Annotated in this window: 23 protein-coding genes; 17 read left to right on the forward strand and 6 right to left on the reverse strand. The window is 47.0% G+C overall.

What is annotated here, in order from left to right:
- Nucleotides 1–7 precede the first annotated feature (7 nt).
- The 7 genes from ccpN (at nucleotide 8) to KNO79_RS04895 (ending at nucleotide 6929) form a co-directional block, all read left to right on the forward strand.
- Complete coding sequence (gene ccpN / locus KNO79_RS04865; protein WP_012726643.1) at nucleotides 8–637, forward strand: transcriptional regulator CcpN; 630 nt, start codon at nucleotides 8–10, stop codon at nucleotides 635–637.
- Nucleotides 624–1466 carry a pyruvate, water dikinase regulatory protein gene (locus tag KNO79_RS04870; protein WP_196430874.1) on the forward strand — a complete coding sequence of 281 codons (843 nt, stop codon included), beginning with the start codon at nucleotides 624–626 and terminating at the stop codon, nucleotides 1464–1466. Before ccpN ends, KNO79_RS04870 begins: the two co-directional genes overlap by 14 nt.
- A gap of 126 nt (nucleotides 1467–1592) precedes the next feature.
- Nucleotides 1593–3404, forward strand: a complete 1812-nt coding sequence (gene dnaG, locus KNO79_RS04875) for a DNA primase (protein WP_159562496.1) — start codon at nucleotides 1593–1595, stop codon at nucleotides 3402–3404.
- A gap of 35 nt (nucleotides 3405–3439) precedes the next feature.
- Nucleotides 3440–4534, forward strand: a complete 1095-nt coding sequence (rpoD, locus tag KNO79_RS04880; protein ID WP_012726640.1) for an RNA polymerase sigma factor RpoD — start codon at nucleotides 3440–3442, stop codon at nucleotides 4532–4534.
- 132 nt (nucleotides 4535–4666) lie between these two features.
- The gene (gene cccA / locus KNO79_RS04885) at nucleotides 4667–5005 is read left to right on the forward strand and encodes a cytochrome c550 (protein WP_012726639.1); all 339 of its coding nucleotides are present in this window, start codon (nucleotides 4667–4669) and stop codon (nucleotides 5003–5005) included.
- 95 nt (nucleotides 5006–5100) lie between these two features.
- Nucleotides 5101–5817: a tRNA (adenine(22)-N(1))-methyltransferase gene (locus tag KNO79_RS04890; protein ID WP_214690744.1), complete on the forward strand. Its 717-nt coding sequence runs from the start codon at nucleotides 5101–5103 to the stop codon at nucleotides 5815–5817.
- The gene (locus KNO79_RS04895) at nucleotides 5817–6929 is read left to right on the forward strand and encodes a Nif3-like dinuclear metal center hexameric protein (RefSeq protein WP_214690745.1); all 1113 of its coding nucleotides are present in this window, start codon (nucleotides 5817–5819) and stop codon (nucleotides 6927–6929) included. The genes KNO79_RS04890 and KNO79_RS04895 overlap by 1 nt, the downstream gene beginning before the upstream one ends.
- 42 nt (nucleotides 6930–6971) lie before the next feature.
- Here the strand turns inward: KNO79_RS04895 and KNO79_RS04900 are convergent, their stop codons facing one another.
- Nucleotides 6972–7925, reverse strand: a complete 954-nt coding sequence (locus KNO79_RS04900) for a 4-hydroxy-3-methylbut-2-enyl diphosphate reductase (protein WP_012726636.1) — start codon at nucleotides 7923–7925, stop codon at nucleotides 6972–6974.
- Nucleotides 7926–8054: 129 nt separating this feature from the next.
- Here KNO79_RS04900 and KNO79_RS04905 point away from each other — a divergent pair, with 129 nt between their 5' ends.
- The 5 genes from KNO79_RS04905 (at nucleotide 8055) to KNO79_RS04925 (ending at nucleotide 13706) form a co-directional block, all read left to right on the forward strand.
- Complete coding sequence (locus KNO79_RS04905) at nucleotides 8055–9809, forward strand: sensor histidine kinase (protein ID WP_236548986.1); 1755 nt, start codon at nucleotides 8055–8057, stop codon at nucleotides 9807–9809.
- Nucleotides 9806–10744 (forward strand): sugar ABC transporter substrate-binding protein, encoded by a 939-nt coding sequence (locus KNO79_RS04910; protein ID WP_159562493.1) that lies wholly within the window; start codon nucleotides 9806–9808, stop codon nucleotides 10742–10744. The genes KNO79_RS04905 and KNO79_RS04910 overlap by 4 nt, the downstream gene beginning before the upstream one ends.
- A 61-nt stretch (nucleotides 10745–10805) precedes the next feature.
- Entirely contained in the window at nucleotides 10806–12149 is a 1344-nt protein-coding gene (locus tag KNO79_RS04915) for a DEAD/DEAH box helicase (RefSeq protein ID WP_012726633.1), read from the forward strand.
- 81 nt (nucleotides 12150–12230) lie between these two features.
- Complete coding sequence (locus KNO79_RS04920) at nucleotides 12231–13133, forward strand: deoxyribonuclease IV (RefSeq protein WP_214690746.1); 903 nt, start codon at nucleotides 12231–12233, stop codon at nucleotides 13131–13133.
- A gap of 3 nt (nucleotides 13134–13136) precedes the next feature.
- Nucleotides 13137–13706: a hypothetical protein gene (locus tag KNO79_RS04925; RefSeq protein ID WP_196430869.1), complete on the forward strand. Its 570-nt coding sequence runs from the start codon at nucleotides 13137–13139 to the stop codon at nucleotides 13704–13706.
- 36 nt (nucleotides 13707–13742) lie between these two features.
- On the opposite strand, the gene KNO79_RS04930 is transcribed toward KNO79_RS04925, so the two are convergent.
- The 3 genes from KNO79_RS04930 to KNO79_RS04940 form a co-directional block, all read right to left on the reverse strand.
- The gene (locus KNO79_RS04930; protein ID WP_012726630.1) at nucleotides 13743–13913 is read right to left on the reverse strand and encodes a DUF1427 family protein; all 171 of its coding nucleotides are present in this window, start codon (nucleotides 13911–13913) and stop codon (nucleotides 13743–13745) included.
- Between the two features lie 91 nt (nucleotides 13914–14004).
- Complete coding sequence (locus KNO79_RS04935; protein WP_012726629.1) at nucleotides 14005–16170, reverse strand: RNA degradosome polyphosphate kinase; 2166 nt, start codon at nucleotides 16168–16170, stop codon at nucleotides 14005–14007.
- Nucleotides 16171–16172: 2 nt separating this feature from the next.
- Nucleotides 16173–17702 carry a Ppx/GppA family phosphatase gene (locus KNO79_RS04940; protein WP_074036632.1) on the reverse strand — a complete coding sequence of 510 codons (1530 nt, stop codon included), beginning with the start codon at nucleotides 17700–17702 and terminating at the stop codon, nucleotides 16173–16175.
- 280 nt (nucleotides 17703–17982) lie between these two features.
- Here KNO79_RS04940 and tnpB point away from each other — a divergent pair, with 280 nt between their 5' ends.
- The 5 genes from tnpB (at nucleotide 17983) to KNO79_RS04965 (ending at nucleotide 22763) form a co-directional block, all read left to right on the forward strand.
- Nucleotides 17983–19071, forward strand: a complete 1089-nt coding sequence (gene tnpB / locus KNO79_RS04945) for an IS200/IS605 family element RNA-guided endonuclease TnpB (protein WP_214690747.1) — start codon at nucleotides 17983–17985, stop codon at nucleotides 19069–19071.
- A 234-nt stretch (nucleotides 19072–19305) separates the two neighbouring features.
- Nucleotides 19306–20067 (forward strand): metal ABC transporter ATP-binding protein, encoded by a 762-nt coding sequence (locus tag KNO79_RS04950; protein WP_074036635.1) that lies wholly within the window; start codon nucleotides 19306–19308, stop codon nucleotides 20065–20067.
- On the forward strand, nucleotides 20064–20921 hold the full coding sequence (locus KNO79_RS04955; protein ID WP_214690748.1) for a metal ABC transporter permease: 858 nt from the start codon (nucleotides 20064–20066) through the stop codon (nucleotides 20919–20921). The genes KNO79_RS04950 and KNO79_RS04955 overlap by 4 nt, the downstream gene beginning before the upstream one ends.
- Entirely contained in the window at nucleotides 20914–21339 is a 426-nt protein-coding gene (locus tag KNO79_RS04960) for a Fur family transcriptional regulator (protein WP_012726625.1), read from the forward strand. The genes KNO79_RS04955 and KNO79_RS04960 overlap by 8 nt, the downstream gene beginning before the upstream one ends.
- A 35-nt stretch (nucleotides 21340–21374) precedes the next feature.
- A complete protein-coding gene (locus KNO79_RS04965) occupies nucleotides 21375–22763 on the forward strand; it encodes an NAD(P)H-hydrate dehydratase (protein WP_214690749.1) in 1389 nt (462 codons plus the stop codon).
- 31 nt (nucleotides 22764–22794) lie between these two features.
- Here KNO79_RS04965 and KNO79_RS04970 read toward each other — a convergent pair whose 3' ends face one another.
- Nucleotides 22795–23379 (reverse strand): hypothetical protein, encoded by a 585-nt coding sequence (locus KNO79_RS04970; protein ID WP_214690750.1) that lies wholly within the window; start codon nucleotides 23377–23379, stop codon nucleotides 22795–22797.
- 75 nt (nucleotides 23380–23454) lie between these two features.
- Nucleotides 23455–24576: a flavodoxin-dependent (E)-4-hydroxy-3-methylbut-2-enyl-diphosphate synthase gene (ispG, locus tag KNO79_RS04975; protein ID WP_012726622.1), complete on the reverse strand. Its 1122-nt coding sequence runs from the start codon at nucleotides 24574–24576 to the stop codon at nucleotides 23455–23457.
- Between the last annotated feature and the right edge of the window lie 165 nt (nucleotides 24577–24741).

Below are 24741 nucleotides of genomic sequence, written 5' to 3' on the forward strand. Positions count from 1 at the left end.
GTTGGCTATGCAACTGAATGAACGCCAACAAAAAATCGTCGAGATCGTGAAGGAGAACGGGCCGATCACAGGGGAACAAATCGCACAAGAGCTCTCATTGACACGTGCGACCCTGCGGCCTGACCTCGCTATTTTGACGATGACAGGCATACTTGAAGCTAGACCTCGTGTCGGCTACACGTTCGTTGGCAAACGGAATTCGTCGATGCTACGAGAAAAGTTAGATTCGCTGACCGTAGGGGACTTCATGTCTTCTGCGAAAGTCGTACGGGATGAGATGACGGTATATGATGCGATTGTCACGTTGTTCTTAGAAGATGTCGGCTCATTGTTCGTTGTCGGACGTGACCGGGAGTTAGTCGGAGTTTTATCTCGTAAAGACCTCCTTCGTGCGGCCATCGGAAATCAAGACTTAGACCAGTTACCCGTCAACGTCATCATGACCCGCATGCCGAACATTACAGTATGTGAGAAAACAGAAACGTTGATTCGAGCTGGGATGAAATTGATTGAGAAACAAATCGATGCCATGCCCGTCGTAGAAGAAAAAGATGGGAAATTGATTGTACTTGGCCGTATGACGAAGACCAATATGACGAAGGTGCTCATTGCGTTAGCGAACGATGAGTCGATCTGAGGAGGAAATCGAATTGACTACGAAACAACTTGTGTTCGTTGTAAGTGACTCGGTCGGAGAGACGTGCGAACTCGTCGTCCGCGCAGCGAGTATCCAATTCCACGAGAATGCGATCGAAACCCTTCGCATCCCGTTCGTCGAAGATGAGCAGACGATTATCGATGTCGTCACGCAAGCAAAAGCACAACAGGCCATCATTGCGTTCACGCTCGTTAATGAGGAACATCGCGCCCTTCTCATGCGGCTTGGTGAAGCTCATCAAGTGAAAACGGTTGATTTGCTCGGAGATTTGCTCGATGTATTATCTAGCCAATTGAAAGAAGCGCCACGTGAAAAGCCGGGACTCATCTATCGATTGGATGATGATTACTTCCGAAAAATCGAGGCGATGGAGTTTGCCGTCAAGTATGACGATGGTCGGGACCCACGTGGCCTGAAAAAAGCTGATATCGTGTTGGTCGGTGTTTCTCGAACGTCAAAGACGCCGCTATCTCAATATTTGGCACTGAAACGATACAAAGTCGCGAACGTGCCACTCGTTCCAGAATCGAGACCGCCTGAGGAATTGTTTGATTTGCCTGCTGAACGATGTGTCGGGTTGATCATCTCCCCGGAAAAGCTGATTTCAATCCGGATGGAACGTCTCAAATCGCTAGGTTTGAAGCCGGAAGCAGATTATGCGCAGCTAGAGCGAATCAATCGTGAACTCGAGTATGCGCGTGGTATTTATGAACGAATCGGTTGCGATGTCATCGATGTGACGAACAAAGCAGTTGAAGAAACGGCAGGGATCATCTTGCGTCATCTTGAACAGTCTAAAGATGATTGAATGAGTAAGTGTTTCAATTAGTAATCATTGCTTCAAGAGGGTATAATAGAGTATTGACAGTACAGTGAAACGGAACGTGATGAGCGTTCCGTTTCGTTGCGAGATTGGAAACAGGGAGTGGTCAACATGCCACGAATACCAGATGAAGTCATCGCAGAAGTGAAACAAGCGACCGATATCGTAGAATTGATTGGCGAACGTGTCGAATTAAAGAAACAAGGACACCGCCTTGTCGGATTATGTCCGTTTCATTCCGAAAACTCACCTTCTTTCTCCGTTTCACCTGAAAAAGGGATGTATCACTGTTTCGGTTGTGGCGCCGGCGGAAATGTATTTACGTTCGTGATGGAAACCGAGGGATTGTCGTTTCCTGAGACGGTCGAACGCTTGGCAACACGGGCGAATATTTCGGTAGACGGGATCCAAGGGGACGAGGAACTGACGCGAGAACAGGTATGGCGCAAACAGATGCGTGATGCGCATCGCCTTGTCGCTGACTTGTATCATGAAGTGTTGATGAAAACAGAAGCTGGAGAAGTGGGCTTAACGTATTTACGGGATCGTGATCTGGCTGAAGAGACGATTGCGCAATACAAGATCGGTTTTGCCCCAGACCAACGACGCTTTACTGTCGAGCTGTTGGAGCGGCGCGGGTTTGATTTAGAAGTAATGGTTGAGGCAGGTTTGATTTCAAAGTCGAAGTCCGGTGAATATTTTGACCGATTTGAAGGACGGGTCGTCTTTCCGATTGCGGATCGAGACGGCACCATCGTTGGCTTCAGTGGACGAGCGATTGATGACCGACAACCAAAATATGTGAATACGGCTGAGACGCCACTCTTCAATAAGAGCGAGTTATTGTTCGGCTTCTCTCAAGCCCGGGCGACGATGCGTAAGAAAAAGCGTGTCTTCCTCGTTGAAGGGAACGTTGACGTTTTACAAGTCGCGCAAGCGGGCACACAAGAAGTTGTGGCATCGCTCGGAACCGCGTTCTCTCCTCAACATGCGAGGGCGCTATCTCGAATCGTGGATGAAGTCATTATCTGTTATGACGGAGACCACGCGGGACAAGAAGCGACACAAAAAGTCATTCGCCTCTTAGAAGCGTCTCCACTCGATGTACAAGTTTTGCCACTACCGGAAAAGACGGACCCAGATGATTATATCCGTCAGCATGGGGCAACTCACTGGCAGCAGTTTATTGAAACTGAGCAGTTGAGTGTTCTCGATTTTATGAATCGCATGTACCGGCGAGGAAAAAACTTGAACCGAGAAGGAGAACGGATTCGCTTTATTGAATCTATGCTTGAAGAGATCGGGAAGACAAATGATTCGATTCGAAGAGATTTATATGTGAAGAAACTGTCGGATGAGTTTGAGATTCCGCTAGAGACGCTCCGTTCGAGAATTCCTCGTCCGACGTCAAGTGAATCAACTCCCACCCGTGCGATGGAACCTGTAGAGCCGGTACGGAAGCGTTCGAGTAAAACAGGTGAGCCTCGTTGGATGAAAGCCGAGAAGTACTTGTTGCGTGCGATGTTGACGGGACCGGAGCAGGTCCGTTTCGTACGCGACCGTTTAGGGCTGCGTTATCAAGATGAAACCCATCGTATGTTAGGGTCAGCATTGTATGAAATCGTATCCGATACGATGACACAGGATGAGTTTGATCAAATCACGCTTTCGTTCATGGAGCGTTATTGCGATCAACGCCCTGATTATGCGATGCGTTTTGCAGAGATCCGTCTGATGGCTGGACCGGATGAACTGTCTGAAGAGGTTTTAGACGAATACATTCGGGTGATAAACAGTTATGAGGAGCAACGTCAAATCGAGCGTGCAAAAAGGGAAATCGCTCAAGACGCCGAAAGTATTGTAGACCAGGCGTCCAAGCTACAAGAATTGATTGCCCGTAGTCGTCGTCTTCGAGAACGATGATCGTGGATGAAGTTTGGAAGGAGTTGAACTGCTAGATGGCAGAGAAGAAGAAAGAGGATTTATTTAACGCCATAGAGGAACTTGAAAAGTTAGGTAAGAAAAAAGGCGTCGTCTCAATGCAAGCAATCCAAGATCGCCTTAGTCACTTCGAGGTGGATTCGGATTTCATCGATAACTTCATCGAAGATTTAGAGGCTAAAGACATCCGTGTCACAGAAGATGCTGCGGACGCAGAAGAAACACCTGCGAAAAAAGAGGATGAAGAAGTCGATTTGAACGACTTATCAGTACCTCCTGGAATCAAAATCAACGACCCGGTTCGGATGTATTTGAAAGAAATCGGACGTGTCGACCTTCTCAGTGCGAAAGATGAGACGGAGCTCGCTAAACGAATCGAGCAAGGGGACGAAGAAGCGAAAAAACGTCTCGCAGAAGCGAACCTACGTCTCGTCGTGTCGATTGCGAAGCGTTATGTCGGTCGTGGGATGCTCTTCCTTGATTTGATTCAAGAAGGGAACATGGGACTCATTAAAGCGGTCGAAAAATTCGACTACATGAAAGGGTTCAAATTCTCGACGTATGCGACGTGGTGGATTCGCCAAGCCATCACACGTGCGATTGCTGACCAAGCCCGTACGATTCGTATTCCTGTACACATGGTGGAAACAATCAACAAATTGATTCGTGTCCAACGTCAATTGCTTCAAGACCTCGGTCGCGAACCTTCTCCGGAAGAGATTGCCAAAGAGATGGAACTCACACCTGAGAAAGTCCGTGAAATTCTAAAGATTGCCCAAGAACCTGTTTCTTTAGAGACACCGATTGGGGAAGAAGACGATTCACATCTCGGTGACTTCATCGAAGACCAAGATGCGATGGCTCCTCAAGATGCGGCAGCCTATGAATTGTTGAAAGAGCAATTAGAAGACGTGTTGGATACGTTGACAGACCGTGAAGAGAACGTCCTTCGCCTGCGTTTCGGACTAGACGATGGCCGCACACGCACACTCGAAGAAGTTGGTAAAGTATTCGGTGTCACACGTGAGCGGATTCGTCAAATCGAGGCGAAAGCCCTTCGTAAATTGCGTCACCCGAGCCGTTCCAAACGCTTGAAAGACTTCCTCGATTAATTTCATATTTGAATAAAGTGTGAAGTTTTAGAAGAAAGGAAGGAAAATGAGTGATTTTCCTTCCTTCTTTATTATTTTTTGAGTAAAATAGTGTTGGATAGAAATTTGGAATGAACATGAGGGGGAACTACAATGCGTAATCCATTGTTACCGTTTGCGGCAATCGCAATCGTCGCAATTATTGCCATGGTATCATTATCGTATTTTGGGGTGAATCAGGCGCAACAAGCGGCTGAAGGTCCAGCAGTCACTGAAATGAACCCAGAAGAGTTGTATGCTGCGAAGGGTTGCACAGGTTGCCACGGCGGAAACCTTGAAGGTGGCGTCGGTCCAGCACTTACAGGTGTCGGCGATCGTCTCTCACCAGAAGAAATCGCAAACATCATCGTCAACGGTCAAGGTGCGATGCCAGCAGGTCTTGCATCAGCTGAAGAAGCAGAAGTGCTTGCGAACTGGTTGATTGAACAATAAGAGGTGACGCACTCCGTGATGGGGTGCGTTTTTTGTTGTCGAACTGTAGAGAATTCGATACGCTAGGGAAGAAGTAGAACAAAGGAGTTGTCTGTATGCAAGAACGTGTCATGTTAGACCGACGATTGAAGCAGGTTGTCGATTATATCCCAAAAGGAAGTGTGCTCGCCGATATCGGTTCGGATCATGCGTATGTCCCATGCTATGCCTTTCAGCAAGGAATCATTTCAAAAGGAATCGCGGGTGAAGTGAACGTTGGACCGATGGAAGCTGCGAGAGCACAAGTCGATTTGATTGGGGCCAGTGATGCCATTGATGTACGCCTTGGCGATGGTCTTGCTGTCTTACAGCCCAATGAAGCGACGTGTATCTCGATTTGCGGGATGGGCGGCAGTTTGATTCGCTCCATTCTCGAAGCGGGTCAAGATAAGCTCGGTGCGGTCGAACGGCTCGTCCTTCAACCGAACGTTGATGGGCAACACGTACGAAGCTGGCTGCTTGAACATGGATATGTCCTTGTCGAAGAGGCAATTGTGGAAGAAAATGATAAAGTCTACGAAATCCTTGTCGGAGAAAAAGGAATTGAGTCCATTTATAGTGATGAGTCGGACGAGCGCATGTGGCAGTTGTTATTCGGTCCATATCTCGTTCAAGAGCGACCAGAAGCATTTAAACTCAAGTGGAGTCGTGAAGCTGATAAGCTCGATTATGTGCTTGGACAGATGGCAGCTGGCATTCAATCGGAAGCCTTGATTCAAAAACAAGTGGAGTTCAAACGGATGCGTGACAAGATGAGAGAGGTGAGTCAGTAATGGCGAACGGCAATCAAGTGATTCAATTGTTTGAGGAATTCGCACCGAAACATTTAGCGGTCGAAGGGGATAAAATCGGCTTACAGATTGGGTCGCTCAACAAAGAAGTCAAACGGGTCATGGTCACGCTTGATGTACTTGAATCGGTTGTGGATGAAGCGATTGAGAAACAAATCGATTTGATTATCGCGCATCATCCCCCCATCTTTAGTCCGTTAGCTCAAGTCAATGACCGCTCCACGGCTGGGAAGATTACGATGAAATGTATTCAGCACGATATCGCGGTCTATGTCGCCCATACGAATTTAGACGTATGCAGCGGTGGTGTGAACGATTGGATGAGTGAGGCGATCGGTCTTCACGATACGAAAGTACTCGTCCCGACCTATGAAGAGCCGGTCTATAAACTATCTGTATTCGTTCCATCCACGCATGCGCAAGACGTATCCCGTGCTCTAGGAAAAGCGGGTGCGGGACATATAGGTGACTATGCGGACTGTCAGTTCCGTGTATCCGGAACGGGACAATTCACTCCGCTCGCAGGGACAGATCCCTTCATCGGTCGCCCACATGAAACGGAACAAATGGACGAAGTGAAAATCGAAACGGTCGTTCGGGAGAGTCAGAAAAAGCGTGTACTAAAAGCAATGAAAGACGCCCATCCTTATGAGGAAGTCGCGTATGACCTCATGCGCGATGAAATCGACGGTCATGTATTTGGGCTAGGGCGAATCGGTCGACTTGAACAGGCCATGACACTTGAAAAGTTTGCCGAACACGTGAAAACAAGCTTTGGGGTTGAGGGCGTGCGAGTCGTCGGAGACCCGAGGCGTTCGATTGAAAAAGTTGCCGTATTAGGTGGAGACGGGAATAAATATGTGTCTACTGCGCATTTCAAAGGTGCAGATGCATATGTGACGGGTGATTTATATTTCCACGTGGCTCATGATGCGATGGCCCTTGGGCTTGCAGTCGTAGACCCAGGGCATCATGTCGAGAGTATCATGAAACAAGGTGTAATCGATGTGCTCAGCAAAAAGTTTGAAAAAGCGAAAATTAATGTCGACTTGATTCAATCTGTTGCCAACACGAACCCGTTTCAATTCAAGTAAATCCTAAAAATCCCCCATCCTCTGAGAGAATGGGGGATTCCTTCACTTACGCAAAGCTTTCACTTTCGGTAAGATGCTCCGAAGTTCAAGAAATGGCGTTTTATCGTGCGTGCTTAAATCGTCTGGGTCATACTGCGACAAAAAGTCGATGACTTTTTTTGTGATCGGTGTAGGAGTAGAGGCGCCCGACGTCACAGCGACGGTCTCGACTCCCTCGAGCCAATTCAAGTCAAGTTCACTCAAGTCACCGATTCGATATGCATTCGTTCCGGCAATCTCTTTTGAAACTTGTGCTAAACGATTGGAGTTGTTAGATTTAGGATCTCCGACGACAATCAACAATTCGCAGTCTCCCGCTTGTTCAGCGACGGCTTCTTGTCGAACTTGCGTCGCGTTACAGATTTCATTATGCACTTCCACGTGAGGATAACGGGCTTGAATCGTTTCAATTAATGCGGAAACGTCCCATTGACTCATCGTCGTCTGGTTCGTCACCAAAATTTTTCGTTCGAACAAGCGACTCGGCAACTGATCGATTTCATGTTCATATTGAATCAAATGAACATGGTCTGGTGCAACACCAATTGCACCCTCCGGTTCCGGATGCCCGTGTTTTCCGATATAGATGACATCATATCCTTCTGCCGTTTTCTCACGAATCAAATCGTGTGTGACCAAGACGTCAGGACAAGAGGCATCTACAATCGTCAATCCTTTCTCGATGGCACGTTTCCGGACGAGTGGTGAAATGCCGTGCGCCGTGAAGACGACCGTTCCTCGATCGATGGTTTCGAGCGCTTGCATGCGGTCTTCTCCATCAACGGTTTTGACACCGAGATCCTCAAACGCCTGCGTGACGTGACGGTTATGGACAATCATTCCAAGTATATGAATCGGGCGTGGCAAATCTGGATTTGCGACCGCCTCATTTGCGAGCTTCATGGCATCGACGACACCATAACAATATCCGCGTGGGCTAATTTTTTTAACTTTCATATGAAGACGAAGGCTCCTTTCGAAGTGCTTTCATACGTATTAGTCTAACATTGTTTCGAAAATACGAAAAGATTTGCGTGTATTCATGCTATAATTTTTAGGTTAGAGAGGAGGGACGCCGTGAATCGCATGAAACCATTGCGTGAACTAAGAAAATCGTACTTTTTCCAAATTACGTTCATCATCATCATTATTTTAGCACTTGTCATTTCATCACTTGCCTTCTCTGCTGACCGCGTCACGGTGTCTCGAGCAGAAGAATTGGCGAAAGAGCAATTTGATTACGCCATCGATGACAGTATTGAGAATGTGGAGTCCCGACTTGGGAAATTGTATGAGGATTTAGTTTACTTAGGCGCTTACGTTGGAAATGAGCCATGGATTGAAGAACGGATCCGAACAGGATATTTGAATCAACGCACGAGTTTTACGTCCATCTTTTATTATGATGTCAATCAAGACTCATTTAAATGGTACTCGGAGCGACAAGTCGCCTCTTCTGTCTTGAAACGCGATCCGAAGTTTACGGAAGTATTGACTGCAAGTGGAAAAGAACTATATATGAGTGACCCTGTGATGATCAGTGGGGATATGGGAACTTTCCTATACGTTCCGGTCATCGAAGAGAACCGACCAATCGGTATTTTTGGGGGAAGCATTAGTGTCTTGAACTCTGACTTGTATCGTCGTTCGTTGGAATCTGCGAATGATGACATGATTCTATACTTGTTAGATGAGCAAGGCGAAGTGTTGACGACTTCGTTCAACTTGGTCACAGATGCAGAGCGTCGGATATCGCGTGAAGTCATCGACGAAGCATTAGATCGAAGCGAACGGACAATCTTGAGTACGGATGAAGATACGGTAATGTTTGAACCGGATGCACGAGTCAGTGGATGGAGCATGCTCGCAAAACATCAAAATGACTCCGTCTATGAAACGGTCTACGACACGCGTTGGCAGTATTTGATGATTGCGCTCGTTACATTCTTCCTGAGCATTCTCGTTGGATTGTTGCTTTCCCGGACGTTAACGAATCCGCTTGTCGAGCTGGTCAATCAAATTAAACAACAACAATCGCTCGGAACGATCTCGTTGGAAAGAACCGGTTCGAAAGAAGTGGAGACGCTACTCGACACGTATAACGATTATGCACAACGGATGGAAACGTCACGACGTGAACAGTTGAGTCAGCAACAGTTGATTTTGCATCAAGAAAAATTAGCTTCACTCGGTCAATTGGCCGCGGGAATTGCCCATGAAATTCGAAATCCTCTAACTCCCGTCCACATCACGTTACAAATGGTGCGCGAGGGTCAAGGTAGCTCAGATATGGTGGATGTCGCCATCAAAGAACTGGAGCGGGCGAATGATTTGATTTCAACGATGTTGACGCTCGCCAAACCAGATCAGGCTGGTAAAAACGAAGATTGGATCAACATGTTAGACTTTGCGAAACGACTTGAATTTTTAATGGATGCCGAATGTTATAAACGACCTACGAAATGGGAATTACTTGTACCGAACGACATGCCTCCATTTTATGCATCCTTTGATATGCTCGTTCAAATCATCTACAACCTCTTCAAAAATGCGGTCGATGCCGTCGAATCAAAAGGGGCTGAAGGTAGTGTCGTCGTGACGGTCCTCTTTACGGAGCAGGAATATCGCTTCTTGATTGAGGATAACGGGATTGGCATGAGTGAGGAACAACTCAAGACAGTTGGTTCCGCCTTCAATACGACGAAGGAAAGTGGGAATGGTCTAGGGATCTATATGATTCAAGAGTACTTGAAGAGCGTTAACGGTGCGATGGAGATTGATAGTGTGATGAAAAAGGGGACCGCGATTTTAATCAAAATCCCAAGGAGACAACCGTCATGAAAGGACTAAAACATTATTGGCTTTGGTTACCGGTCGTGTGGGCCATGACGATTCTCCTCATCACCTCGATTCAACTCCCAGAGCAAAAAACGAATGAAAAAGAAGTCGGATTCGTGTTTGTCAGTGATAAACATGAGCATGCGAATAAACTACTGGACTCGTTCGTGCATACAGCAAACCAAAAAGGGTTCATCCCGATTCCGACCACGAGTGAAGACTCGCGTGTCCTTGAAAAAGAAAAACTAGATTCATTGATTGACCGGGGTGTCGAGGCCATCTTTTTGACGACTCTCGATGACACGTTCATTCAACCCTCATTAGAACGCGCAAAACGAAAAAACATCCCGATTATTGCGATTGACCGTATGATTGATCATCCGAGTGTGCTCACATCTGTCGTATCCGACAATGTCGACATCGGTCGGATGGCGGCCGAACAAATTGCTGCCAAGTATAGTGAGCTCGAACGTCCGATTCGCGTGGTCGAAGTGAGGGGGACGCCGAAAGTTCGCTCCACGATGGACCGAAGTCTTGGTATCCGAGAGTACGAAAAGCAACATGGCGACGATTTTCAGATCATTGCATCCATCACCGGGAACTATGACACATTCCAAGCTGAAATCGAGATGTCACGTTGGTTAGAAGAAGAGATTCCGTTTGATGCAATCTTTTCACATAATGATGATAATACGTTTGGTGTCGTCCGGGCTTTAGAAAGTCATGGTTTGACGGACAAGACGATCGTGTCGGTCGACGGGATTTCAGATATCTATCCGCTCATTCAAAATGGGAAGGTCAATGCCACTGTCGTGCAGTCACCGAACGAGATGATGGAAGTCGGCTTCAAAGCACTCGAACAACATTTAAATGGAAAGAAAATTGCCAAACACTATTATTCATCGAGTTATTTATATGAAGGTGTGGCAAAAGATTGATTGACAAATCATTTGATTCCGCTATGCTAGGAAAAGTGGAAAGAAACAGGAGGTGTATCGATTGAACAGCTTCCAACAGTTCAAATTGCTACCGTTTATGGTTGATGCGTTAACAGAAAAGCGCATTACGAAACCGACCGATATACAAGCCCGGATTATTCCGGCTGCCTTGAATGGTCGAGATATTATTGGAAAATCACAGACAGGAACGGGTAAAACACTTGCGTTCTTGTTACCGATCGTTGAAGCGATCAATCCAGAAGATGCTTCAGTTCAAGCAATCGTCGTCGCACCGACACGCGAACTCGCTTGGCAGATTCATGAAGAATTGAAATCGATTCTTATTAAAAACCCAGATTACATCAAATCGAGTTTGATTGTCGGAGGGACAGACCGCGAACGTCAGATCGATAAGATGAAAAATCCGCCACAGTTAATCATCGGGACACCGGGACGAATCCTTGATCTCATGAAAGCACAGGCGTTATTCCCGCACAAAGTGACACACTTTGTCGTCGATGAAGCCGATCAAATGCTCGATATGGGATTCTTGCCCGAGGTCGACCGCATCGCACAGGCGCTTCCTGAAAAACTGCAAACGATGGTCTTCTCAGCGACGATTCCTGAGAACCTTGAACCGTTCTTGAAGAAATACCTTCATGACCCACGCTTTGCAGAGGCGAGCCCCGAGCATCGCGTCGCACCAAAAATCAAGCACCACGTGATCCCCGTTCGTCACCGTGACCGTAAAGAATTGACTGTCGAGATTGCGAAAGCAATCAATCCATTCGTTTGTCTCGTCTTCACAAACACAAAGCAAGAAGCGGATGAGTTAGAGACATCGTTCCGTGAGGCTGGACTTAACGTCGGTACATTGCACGGAGATATGCAGGCACGTCGCCGTAAACAGGCGATTAAAGATATTAACGACGCGAAATACCAATACGTGATTGCCACGGATTTGGCGGCTCGCGGTATCGATATTTCAGGAGTCTCTCACGTCATCAACCATGGGATTCCGAAAGATCTTGATTTCTATACGCACCGTGTCGGTCGTACGGGACGTGCGGGCGCGTCAGGTGAGGCGTACACACTATATGAGGACCATGAGAATGGACCGATCAACAGACTTGAAGAACGTGGGTTCGAATTCACTCATGTGGACTTGCGCAACGGTTCGATTCAACCGATCAAGACACGTCGTCGTCGCCAAACAGACCGTAAGATGAAGGTCTCACACACGGCTCATAGTCGGATGGCCGGTGAAATCAAGAAGGCGAAGAAGAAAGTCAAGCCTGGCTATAAGAAGAAATTCAAGTATAAGTTGAAAGAGACGGCATCACGTGAGCATATGCAACAGCAACGCTCGGATCGCCGTGCAGCACGTAAGAAAAATAAACGATAATGTTTGGGAGAATCGACTTCTTGGAGTCGGTTCTTCTTTTTGTGTACACTAGAGAGAGAAGATGATGAAGGGAAGATGAGGATGTTAAAAATAGGTTCACACGTTTCGGTATCAGGTAAAAAGATGTTGTTAGCAGGGAGTGAAGAGGCTGTCTCTTACGGGGCGAATACGATGATGGTGTATACAGGTGCGCCCCAAAACACACGCCGTAAACCCATTGAAGATTTAAATATTGAGGCAGCACTCAAACATATGGCCGCACATGACATCGAAGAGATTGTTGTTCACGCACCATATATCATCAATCTCGGGAATACGACGAAACCAGAGACGTTTGAATTGGCTGTTTCATTCTTGACTCAGGAATTAAAACGGGCAGAAGCACTCCAAGTGGCTCGTCACGTCGTTCTTCACCCAGGCGCTCATGTCGGAGCGGGAGAAGAAGTCGGTCTCGCTCGAATCATCGAAGGATTGAATGAAGTGTTGACGGGTGATGAAAAAGTGAAGATTGCGCTTGAGACGATGGCAGGGAAGGGAAGCGAACTTGGTAAGACGTTTGAAGAGCTTGCGACCATCATTGATGGCGTGACGCACAATGATCGAGTCTCAGTTTGCTTTGATACGTGTCACGTCCATGATGCAGGATATGACTTAGTCGGTGACTTAGACGGCGTCATTGAACAATTCGATCGCATCGTCGGACTCGACCGTCTCGGAGTGATTCATGTAAATGATTCGAAGAATGTGCGCGGTGCAAAAAAAGACCGTCATGAAAACATTGGCTACGGAGAGATCGGGTTTGATACATTGAATCGTGTCATTCATCACGAGGCATTTGCGCATCTACCGAAAATTCTAGAAACGCCATATATCCCGATTAGCGAAAAAACAAAAGTCGCTCCATATAAACAAGAGATTGAAATGTTCCGTGCCAATCAATTTGATGCCGAGTGGCGTGAACGATTCACGCTCGCTCATCAATAAGCGATGAACGTCCTACAAGTCGATCCAAAGCGATATGATGTCTGGAACGCATTCCCGACTTATTTTCTTGAACAAAGTCCGGTTTATGTAAAGGGGTCCGTGACGACACCGACAGCATTTATCGAAGTGATGGGGCATGGCATCGTGGCGGAAGCAGAGGTGTTACTTGAAGAGACGATTGAGCGACCAGACGATCCGTATTGGCTCGGAGAGAAACAGGAAGGGATAGCGCTGTATTCCTTAGTCGACCTGTTACAACTTCATTTTCATCATCCGCTCTTGCAAGTGGGAATGTATGAGGGGGATGAACCGTACGAGTCGATTCGAACAAAATGGAATGACGGCTATCATGTACCATCGTCTAAATGGACGAAAGCGTCATATGAGGCGCACTTGTTTCGAGAAAAACTTCTAGCACCAAAGTCGAACGTGACGACTTGTGCGAACTGTCATGAAGACCTAGCTGAACGCTTTGGGCAAGAGGCGTATCACTTGATTGAGTATCACTTGACAGAGGAACGTGGCATCTGGGTTTGTCCGACCTGTCATAAAGCCATTCATACATTAGACTAAATAATAAAAGATGCCCTTTTTCGAGGGCATCTTTTATTAGAATGGCCAGTTCGCTACAGCAAATTGATAAACCTTCATTCCGAGGAATACCCCGAAAATCCCAACAACTCCTGGCAATACCGGTGGGGCAGGCAGTGGCAGTTTGAGTGCGGTGAAGATGGCACCACAAATCAAGCCGGCGAGTAATGATAATAAAATCTCCTGCATAAATAATTCCTCCGTCTCTAAATGAAAGCGCTTCATAATAACTGAATCGAATTTATTATACAACGAGTTTTCTTATTTGAGAAGTCTAACATCAGTCATCTGTCATTTTCTCGTTCTCGGCCCGAAGGCGGAGCACTTCGCGTTCCGCCCAATTTGACGGTTCTCGTTCGAATACGCTAGGTATGTTGTTCCATCGACCACCCGTATATTGATGGATGATAATTTGAGATTGAATCTCTTCCTCGTTGGTCTCTCGTTTCACGTATACATAGCGACCGTCAGAACGTTGTCTTCTTGCTTTCACATTATCGACGAGTTGAAGGGCCATCATATCTTTGATGTATGTTTTATGTGATGCGTTCAAGATAGGGAAGAGTATCTCGATCCGTTTTTTCATATTTCGTGTCATCCAGTCCGCAGAGGAACAGTACAAGTCTTCTTTTCCATTTTGGTAAAAATAAAAGATTCGGGAATGTTCGAGATATCGGTCGATGATCGAGATGACCTTGATGTTTTCAGAGACCCCTTTAATTCCCGGTCGTAAGCAACAAATGCCTCGGACAATCAAATCGATTTTCACTCCCGCGGACGAAGCATCATACAATTTTGTGATGATGGCCCGGTCCGTGATCGAGTTCATCTTAGCGACGATGCGACCGTTGCCGTACTTTTCATGCAGTTTGATCTCATCATCGATTTTATTCAAGAAGAAGTCTTTCATGTCGTCAGGCGACGTCTCGAACTGATGCCAAGATGGTCGTTCCCCATAACCGGATAACCAGTTGAAAAAGTTCGTTGCATCTTCAGCGAGTTCTTCATTTGTCGTGAGGAGCCCAATGTCTGTGTATAGCTTGGCGGTCGAATCGTTATAGTTACCGGTACCAAGATGAATGAACCGTTGCAACACACCACCTTCTAGAATGCGAACGACGAGGGTGATTTTTGAGTGTGTCTTCAGTTCTTTATAGCCGTAGATGACGTGAGCTCCGGCTTTCTCAAGTTGCTTCGCCCATTGAATGTTTTTTTCTTCATCAAAACGTGCTTTTAGTTCGACGAGGACAGTGACTTGTTTTCCGCTCTCGGCTGCATCAGTCAAGGCTTTGATGATGGGAGAGTCCCCGGAGACGCGATAGAGTGTCTGCTTGATTGCCAAGACGTTCGGGTCTTTGGCGGCTTGAACGATAAAACGGACGATTGGATCGAATGAATGATACGGGTGATGGAGCAGATAATCCTGTTTAGCGATACTTTGGAATAAATCTTTGCCCGATTCAAGACCTTCTGGGATAAATGGGATCAACGTTTCATTGATCATGTCATCATATTCCATCCCGATCTGATTGTAGATCCCAAACAGGAAGGTCAAGTCGATCGGACCGTCGACAATAAAGATATCCCGGTCATGTAAGTCAAGGACGTCTTGTAGCATGAACAAAAGTTCTTTTCGTAACGATCGTTGCTGTACCTCGAGTCGGATGGCAACCCCATATCTTCTCTTCTTCAATTCTTTCTCAATTTGTTTCAAGACGTCACGACTGCCCTCTTCGTGAAACGGCATGTCCGCGTTCCGCGTAATTCGGAATGGCATCGTGGACTCGACGACAAATCCTTTGAAGAGTGAGTCGATGAATTGAATGATCAAATCCTCAAGTAAAATCAAATCGGTATGTTCTTCATCATCAGTAGGTAGTTCCAGATACCGCGGAAGAACGGATGGCACTTGAACGAGGGCGAGTCGTTTTTTTCCTTCGCCATTCGAGGCAATCTCGACAGCAATGTTCAGTGACTTGGATAAGAGCATTGGGAACGGACGATAGGCATCGACTGCAATCGGTGTCAGGACAGGGAATACGTGCGTTCGAAAGTACTCTTTCACGAAGTCTTGTTGGGTCTTGTTCAAATGTTTCGTCCGTAAGAAGCGAACGTGCTGATTCGATAGCTGTTTCGTGATTTTTTTATATGTCGCATATTGTGTCTCGACGAGTTCTTGCGCTCGCATCGAAATGGACTTGATCTGCTGTTTTGGAGTGAGGCCCGTCTTATCTTCCGGACGATTGAACCCGGCGAGGACCTCATCTTTCAATCCACCGACTCGTACCATATAAAATTCATCAAGGTTAGAACTGAAAATCGCCAAAAATTTCAATCGTTCCATCAATGGATTTCGTTCATCCATCGCCTCCTCGAGGACACGCTCGTTAAAGTCGAGCCAGCTGAGTTCACGGTTGTTAAAATGTTCATTCGTATATTCGGACATGGTTACTCCTCCTCGCTCAAGACAATCTCAATCGATTGATCAATTGCGCGTTCTAAATGCTTTTTATGGCGAGTGCTTCGCTGCAACTCAAAACGTGCAGAACCATTCGTATCTAGCGTAAGTGTGAGACCGTCCTTTGTACTAGCAACATGGATGTCCGTCACGATCTGACGCTCCGTCAAGTCGAGGGCATCGACGAGTTTCACAATCGACCCGAGTAGCTCCAAACTCTTCAATAACTTTTGATCAAACCATTTCGGGAAAGCCTCGATATGTTGTTCCAATACTCGTTTTGATTTGAAGGATGTGACGAGGGCAAGAGCGAGTCGATCCTCGTTGTTTAGTCCTTTGAAATCGTTTGTGGTAATCAGATGGAACGTGTGGTCACTTTTATTGTTGTGATCGATATATTCACCGACATAGGCAAGGCGGCAGGCACCTTCAAGAAGACCAGGCTCAAATGGTTTCGGTTTAATCGCCTTCACTTCAATTAATCCGGTATACAACTGTCTAGCCAATCGGATGAGATGTTGATGACGAGTCGGGTTCACGTCGTATTGTTTTTCAAAATGACGAAAACTTTCTTCTTTCACATCGGCAAAACGAACTTTATCATGCTCATGTAAATAGTTTTCATAGAAGAGACCTTCACGGAGTCCATTGTTACTCATCGTGAACTCAGGTACTTTCAAATATTTAGCGAGTTCGCCGATTGCTGTCACGGCAGGCGCGATGATGTCGACCCGGTCTTTTGACAGCCCATCCAAACGTCCGAGTTGTTTGCTCGACATTCCGACGAGTTCATCTATGACGTCCTCCAATTGTTCAGCAGAAATCGTATACTGATGGATTCCTTCAAGCGGGAAGTTCGATATGGTCTGTTCGACCCGGACTAAGTTACGAGCCGTCCCGCCGACACCGACAAGAGGGACACCGTGTGGTTCGAGCCATTCAATTTCCTTGAATGCCTTCTTTAAGTATGCGGTCAACGCTTTCCGCTCGTCTTTCGTCATCGTCTCATCTTTCATGAATTCTTTCGTTAACGTCACGGCACCGAAAGGGAAACTATGATAGAAGACGAGTTCGCGGTTCTGAAAATATGTGACTTCCATTGATCCCCCACCAATATCGACAGAATATCCATCTTCCACATAGGTAGAGTTGACGATGGCCGAATATCCGTAAAATGCTTCTTCGTAATCGCTCAACAGGCGGATGGTCATCCCAGTAGATTGTTTGACATTCTGCAAAATCTCATCTGAGTTATTTGCGTTTCGAATGGCTGCTGTCGCTACTGGGAGCACATCAGTAACGTGATGATGGTCGTTTAACTCTTTAAAGTGACGTAACGTATCGATGAGTGAAGCGATTCCTTCTTCAGTCATTTCATTCGCATCACTAATATGGCTGGACAATCGCGCGACTTCTTTCACATTTAACCGTTCGAAGTATTGTCCTTCCTCGTTCACTTCGAAGATGACGTTTCGAATCGAGTTGGATCCGATATCAATAACTGCCAGTTTCTTTTCCATAAAACCATCCCCTTCATAATACTAGTGTAATCGACAAGGTTTTGAACGAACATACGATTTACGTTAATTTTAACAAAATCAGGCGAGAATTCTCCCTCCTCTAAGCGTCTCGGGGCGAAGCCCGGCGTAGGCGGGTGATGAATCGCCCGGTCCAAAACTTTTTTCCCTTGTGACAGATATGACGAACAAAAGTTCGTGATTACGTCAGATTCTCCCTCTCCCTCCGCGGTATCGGATGAGGAGAACATATCACGATCTGCTGGAGGGAGGAGGGACGGACATGCTGAAAGGCTATAAATACAGGCTCCACCCGACGCCGGCACAGGCCGAGTTCCTGATTAAGACGATCGGCTGCGCCCGGTTCATCTACAACAAGCTGCTCGAGGACCGCATCGCCATCCGCGAGGAGGCGAAAGCGGGGAACGGAACGAGACGGAAACCGGCGACACCCGCCTCCTTCAAGCCCCTGTTCCCGTTCCTCGCCGAGGCGGACAGCCTCGCGCTAGCGAACGCGAAGCTGAACCTCGACACCGCGTTCGCGAAGTTCTTCGCCGGGACGGGCGGCTTCCCGAACTTCAAATCGAGACGACGTTCACGCGCCTCCTACACGACGAACAACCAGCACGGAACGATCCGCATCGAGGCGGGCAAGGTTCGGCTGCCGAAGGTCGGGTTCGTGCGGTTCACACAACATCGTCCGTTCGAGGGCGTCATCCGGTCGGCGACGGTCTCGATGACGAGGACGGGTAAGTTCTTCATCTCCATCCTCGTCGAACAGGACGATGAACCATGGATTCCAGCCGAGAACAAGGTCGGGATCGATCTCGGTATAGGACACTTCGCCGTCATGACGAACGATGCGATGGTCTCCGAGAAGGTCGACAACCCTCGCTTTCTCCGAAAATCCGAAGCGAAGGTCAAGAAGGCGCAGCGCGCTTTGTCATGCAAGAAGATCGGGAGCAAGAATCGTGAAAAAGCCAAATTACTTTTGGCTAAGAAACACGAAAAGATCACGAATCAACGTAAGGACTTCCTTCACAAGCTGTCGAGACGGATCGTTGACGAGAACCAAGTCATCGTCGTGGAGACATTGAAGTCGAACAACATGATGAAGAACCACAAGGTCGCCAAAGCGATTGCAGATGTCAGTTGGTACGAGTTCGTCCGTCAACTCGAGTACAAATCAAACTTCTACGGACGGACGCTCATTAAGGCGGACCCCTGGTTCGCATCGACGCAGATCTGTTCTTCTTGTGGCGTGAAAGGCGAGAAGAAGGCGATGGATGTCCGTGAATGGACGTGTGCCTGTGGCGCGAATCATGACCGTGACATCAACGCGAGCATCAACCTATTGATGTTGGCTGACTGACAAATCCTTCAGGGCAGGGACTGCCCGACGAGCTTGGTCCATAACCGTGGCTAGTAAAAGTACGGTCTTCCCAAGAAGCTCCCACTTCAATTTGTGAAACAGATAAGTGGCGAGTAGTTCACCATTTGGCTAGATGAAACCGGTCTTGCTTGAAGGTATGCGTGATATTCTGTATAATACAAACGCCTAGAAAGTAGAAATGATTACGATTTAACATATGAGAGAAGGGATTAGATGACTACATCTGTCGTCAAATTAAACGAGGTGTCTTACTTCTATGATGGGACACCAGCCTTACAAAACGTATCGATTGATATTCGACAAGGGGACTTTGTCGCAATCGTTGGAGAAAACGGTTCTGGGAAGTCGACTTTGATTCGAACCATTCTTGGATTACTGAACCCGCAACAAGGGTCGGTCGAATTGTTCGGCAAGCCCATTTCGCAGTTTAAAGACAAGTCTCGTATCAGTTACGTTTCCCAAAAAGCGGCTTCCTTTAACTCGGGATTCCCGGTTACCGTCGAAGAAGTTGTTGCGATGGGCAGATATGGACGTCTCGGTTTATTCAAACGTTTAAAAATGGAAGACCAGGCAGCGATTCAAAATGCGTTACAAACGGTCAACATGTGGCAGTTTCGTCATCGGAAAATTGGAGATCTGTCCGGTGGGCAACAACAGCGTGTTTTTATCGCTCGGGCGATGGTCAACCAGCCTGATCTATTGATTCTCGATGAGCCGACCGTCGGCGTGGACCAAAAACACTTACAAGATTTTTATGAAGTCTTGCATATGCTTCGTGAACATACGACTTGTACGTTCGTCCTCGTCACCCACGATTTAAACGTGGTGACCGATCTTGTCACGAAAGTCGTCCATCTCGACCGCGGACGATTAGCATGCAATTGTGGACTGAGAGAATATAGCGAGCTCGGAGAACTCGCATCGTCCATCAAACCTTATCCTGTCAAAGTTCTTGTTCACGAGGGAACGACATGATCACAGATCTTTGGACATATAGTTTTTTACGTTATGCGTTCATTGCAGCACTTGTGATCGGGTTTACCGCACCGCTCATCGGTTCATTCATTGTAGTGAGACGGATGAGCTTGATTGCCGATGCATTGTCACACATGACGCTTGCCGGAATTTCGTTCAGTTTATTTCTCGGACAATATATCGCTCTATTCGCTGACCTGAACCCACTGTATATGGGAACGCTCATCTCTGTATTGGCTGCGTTAGGACTCAATTGGCTTCGAGGTAAATATGTGCACTTCCAGGAACTATCCATTCCGATTATGATGTCCGCAGGAATGGGACTTAGTGCCATCTTTATCTCGCTATCACGAGGATTCTCGGTCGACTTGTCCACACTCTTGTTTGGATCGATTTCAGCTGTGAGTCAATCGGACATCACATTGATTGTCAGTGTAGCCGTCTTGACGGCCTTTGTGATTCTTATTTTCTATAAGCAGTTGCTGTTCTTGTCATTTGATGAAGAACAGGCAAAAGTGTCAGGATTACCGAGTACGATGCTTCACCTTTTATTCATGTTCATTGTAGCGCTTGTGATTGCCGTCAGCATGCGAATTGTTGGAACACTTCTCGTATCTAGTTTGATTACGTTACCCGTCGCAGCGGCGCTACGCTTTACTTCGAGTTTCAAACAGACCATTATGTGGTCCATCATCTTCGGAGAGGTCGCGACAATCGGTGGACTTGTCCTTGCGTATGATCTCGATGTCGCTCCGGGCGGTGTTATCGTATTGATAGCAGTCGGTATTTTAGCAGCCGTCATGGCGTTCGAGAAAGTCATGAGTTTTAAGAAAAAGGAGGTACAACATGAATGAGACTGAACAATTGAATCGTCTTCGTGCATCTTCTTTAAAAGTGACGCCGAAACGTCTTGAAATGTATGCTTATCTCTCTGAAGAAGACCGATATATCAGTGCGAAGGAAGTACTCGAGTACATGCGAGACAAACATCCGACGATGAGTTTTGATACGGTGTATCGAAATTTGAAGTCGTTTGCGGAGGAAGGATTACTTGAAGCGACGGAACTCGATGGTGAGAAATCCTTTCGAGTCACCTGCAGTGCGGCACATCACCATCATCATTTGATTTGTCGGAGCTGTGGAAAGACGAAACTGCTCGATTTATGTCCGATGCGCTTTGTAGAGGCGCTCGACCCTGAATTTGAAGTGGTCGATCATAAATTTGAGATATATGGGTATTGTAAAGAATGTAAGCAAAAGGGATTGATTTGATTCAATCCCTTTTTTGTATCGAAGGGGGAGGTTAGATGATCTATACAGCTGCTGAGATTAAGCAGATCGATCGCACAGCGATTCAAAATGGGATGCCCGAAGAGGTGTTGATGGAGCGAGCGGCCTCGGCGATTGTGCCTCACATTCGAATCGATTCGCAGTCTACCATTTTGGTGATTTGTGGCACAGGCAACAACGGTGGGGACGGTTGGGTCGTAGCTCGAGAGATTGCTATGAAAGGGCATGAGGTCAGCGTGTGGTCACCGTTAGGGAAAAGTCAAACGGAGGCGGCTGCAATCCATGCTTCCTATGCATCTTCATTCCTTCGCCTTGTGGAACGGCCAATCCAAACAGATATCATCATTGATGCCTTGTTTGGCGTTGGGTTGTCCGGTCCCGTGACTGGTCAAGCGCGGGAAGTGATTGAATGGGTGAATCGTCAATCGACGCCTGTCATTTCGATTGATGTACCATCAGGCATACCGAGTGATCATGCTCGAGACTTTGATAATATAGCGATACGGGCGACGTATACGTATTCGTTACACGGTTTCAAACGTTCGACATTCTTAAATCGGACTGCTCCATTCTATGGCAAAGTGGAACGGATTGATATCGGACTCCGACATACATCCGATTGGAAGGTGTTGACCGAAACTGATTTCGATCGATCTCTTTTGGAGCGCGACCAATTCAGTCATAAGACGACATATGGACACGGGATGCTTATCGGGGGGAGTCGTCATTTTCTCGGTGCGCCATTCTTGGGTGGTCGTGCTGCAACTCGTTCTGGTATCGGCTTATTACGTCTCTCCATTCCACGTGAAGCGATCCCGCTTATCTCAACACTGCCTGAGGCGATGTATCAGCAACACACCGATGTGGTGGAACAACCGTACGATGCACTTGCCATCGGTCCCGGTATGGTCGAAGGGGAAGCGTTGAATCTCATTTGGCAATACGCAAAACAGCAGTCTTGTCCTGTCATCTTGGACGCTGGGGCACTATCGACGAAACGATTGGAAACCCGGGGGCCGCTTACGCTGACACCGCATCCAGGTGAATTTTCAAGATTGACCGGAAAATCGGTTGAAGAGATCGAGGCAGATCGGTTTTCCATCGCTTGTGAGTTCGCGAAGCAACACCGAGTCCATTTGATTTTAAAAGGAACGTATACGATCATCGTTACACCTGACGGAACAGGTGCCGTCAATACCGTTGAAGCATCGGCGTTAGCGAAAGGTGGAAGTGGGGACGTGTTGACCGGAATCCTACTTGCGCTATGGGCTAGAAGAAAAAAGCCTTCGGCACCGAACGAGCAAGCGGTGCTATGGCATGCGCTCGCTGCCAAGTCGATTAGCCAGAGTATACACCCCGCAAGTGTACTCGCAAGCGATATAATCGAAGAGCTCGGACGAATTTAAAAGGCAAGCCCGATTGTGTCGGGCTTGCCTTTTAACGTTGCTGTAGAACGATTTGTTTCTCCAATTGCGCGACATGGTGATACGCCTCACGCCATGTCGAAATGCGAGTTACGCCTTCAGGTAACGTCTTACGATTATAGGGTGCGTCGAATAGGAGTACTGGAATTGACGTTTCTTCATGAATCGAGATGGCATTCTCATACCGGTCTTCCATAAACAGTTCGAGTGACAAGTCTTTGACGACATTGATTTTATCGTGAGAACCGGTCATGACCAACGAATCAAGGGGCAAACGATGCTGTTTGATCCATTCTTCGGTAACCGGTCGAACCGCCTCACTTCGGGCGGTGACGTAATGCAGGTGATGTTGCTGCTTTAATTCCCATAACACATCCAACACATCAGAGTGCGGAAGTGAACGACGGTAAATCGCTTCTTCATGCCCCTCTTCAATCATAAACTTCCAAAATTCATGTTGCTCCATCGTCGTATACGTGTGCAACTCGTACTCGGTCGCACGATGATAGTCAATCGAATAGCCGAGTGATTCATTCATATATATAAAACAACTTTTAGGATCTGTAACGGTTCCATCCAAATCAATGCCGATTCGCATCTCATCACTCCTCCTCACATGCCCTCTATTCTATCAAAAACCCGTACGGTTGCAACCGTACGGGCATGAGATTCATTAATTTGATTGGTTTGCGAGCTCTTGTTCTTCGCGCTCACGTTCCGCCATTTTTTCAGCAGCGATCGCATCGATTTCTTTTTTCAATTCTTCGACCATCGTCGCCTCAGGCACTTTACGGATGATCTTTCCGTGACGGAAGAGAAGTCCTTCATTACGTGCGCCTGCGATTCCGATGTCCGCTTCACGAGCCTCACCAGGACCGTTTACCGCACATCCGAGAACGGCAACTTTAATGTTGACGTTGATGTTTTGGATGTATTCTTCTACCTCTTTTGCAATCGAAATCAAATCGATTTCAATTCGTCCACATGTTGGACAAGAGATCAAAGTCGCGGCATTTGCTGCAAGTCCAAATGACTTGAGCACTTCTTTCGCAACTTTTACTTCCTCAACCGGGTCGTCTGAAAGTGAAACTCGAACTGTTGAACCGATTCCAAGAGAGAGAATCGCACCGAGTCCTGCAGCCGATTTAAGTGAACCGGAGAAGAGTGGACCTGACTCTGTGATGCCGACGTGAAGAGGATAATCAAACGTCTTCGCAGCGAGTGTGTAGGCTTCGAGTGCAAGGTTTACGTCTGAAGCTTTGAGCGAGATGATCGTGTTATAGAAGCCGAGATCCTCGAGAATCTTCACGTGGTGCATCGCACTCTCGACCATACCTTGCGCGGTCGGATATCCATACTTTTCAAGGAATTGTTTTTCTAATGAGCCGGCGTTGACACCGATTCGAATTGGAATCCCTTTTGCTTTCGCCGCATTGACGACGGCCTCTACTTTCTCACGACGACCGATGTTACCCGGGTTAATCCGGATTTTATCGACGCCACTTTCAATGGCTTTTAAAGCAAGCTTGTAGTCGAAGTGGATGTCGACGACGAGCGGGATATTGATGCGGCTCTTAATTTCTGCAAGTGCGTCAGCTGCACGTTCGTCTGGACAAGCCACGCGAACGACTTGGCAACCAGCTTCCTCAAGACGCTTGATTTCGGCGACTGTTGCCTCGACGTCATGCGTTTTCGTAGTGGTCATAGATTGAATAATGACTTCGTTCGATCCTCCGATAATCAAGTTACCGACGCGGACCGGACGTGTTAATGAACGATGCAAAATTTCTGACATATACGTAATCTCCTTCTTTTGGAAAGAATCCAATCGATTTAAGATGATAAGGTTTCTTCATTATCATAACGAAAAGAATGTGAAAAAGCATCTAGGATGCGTGACGGATGTGTGCTCTTTACAAACTCTAACGCTATCTTAACATCTACTTCATAATTTTCCACC

The sequence above is a fragment of the Exiguobacterium sp. s43 genome (assembly GCF_018617255.1).
Lineage (GTDB): Bacteria > Bacillota > Bacilli > Exiguobacteriales > Exiguobacteriaceae > Exiguobacterium > Exiguobacterium profundum.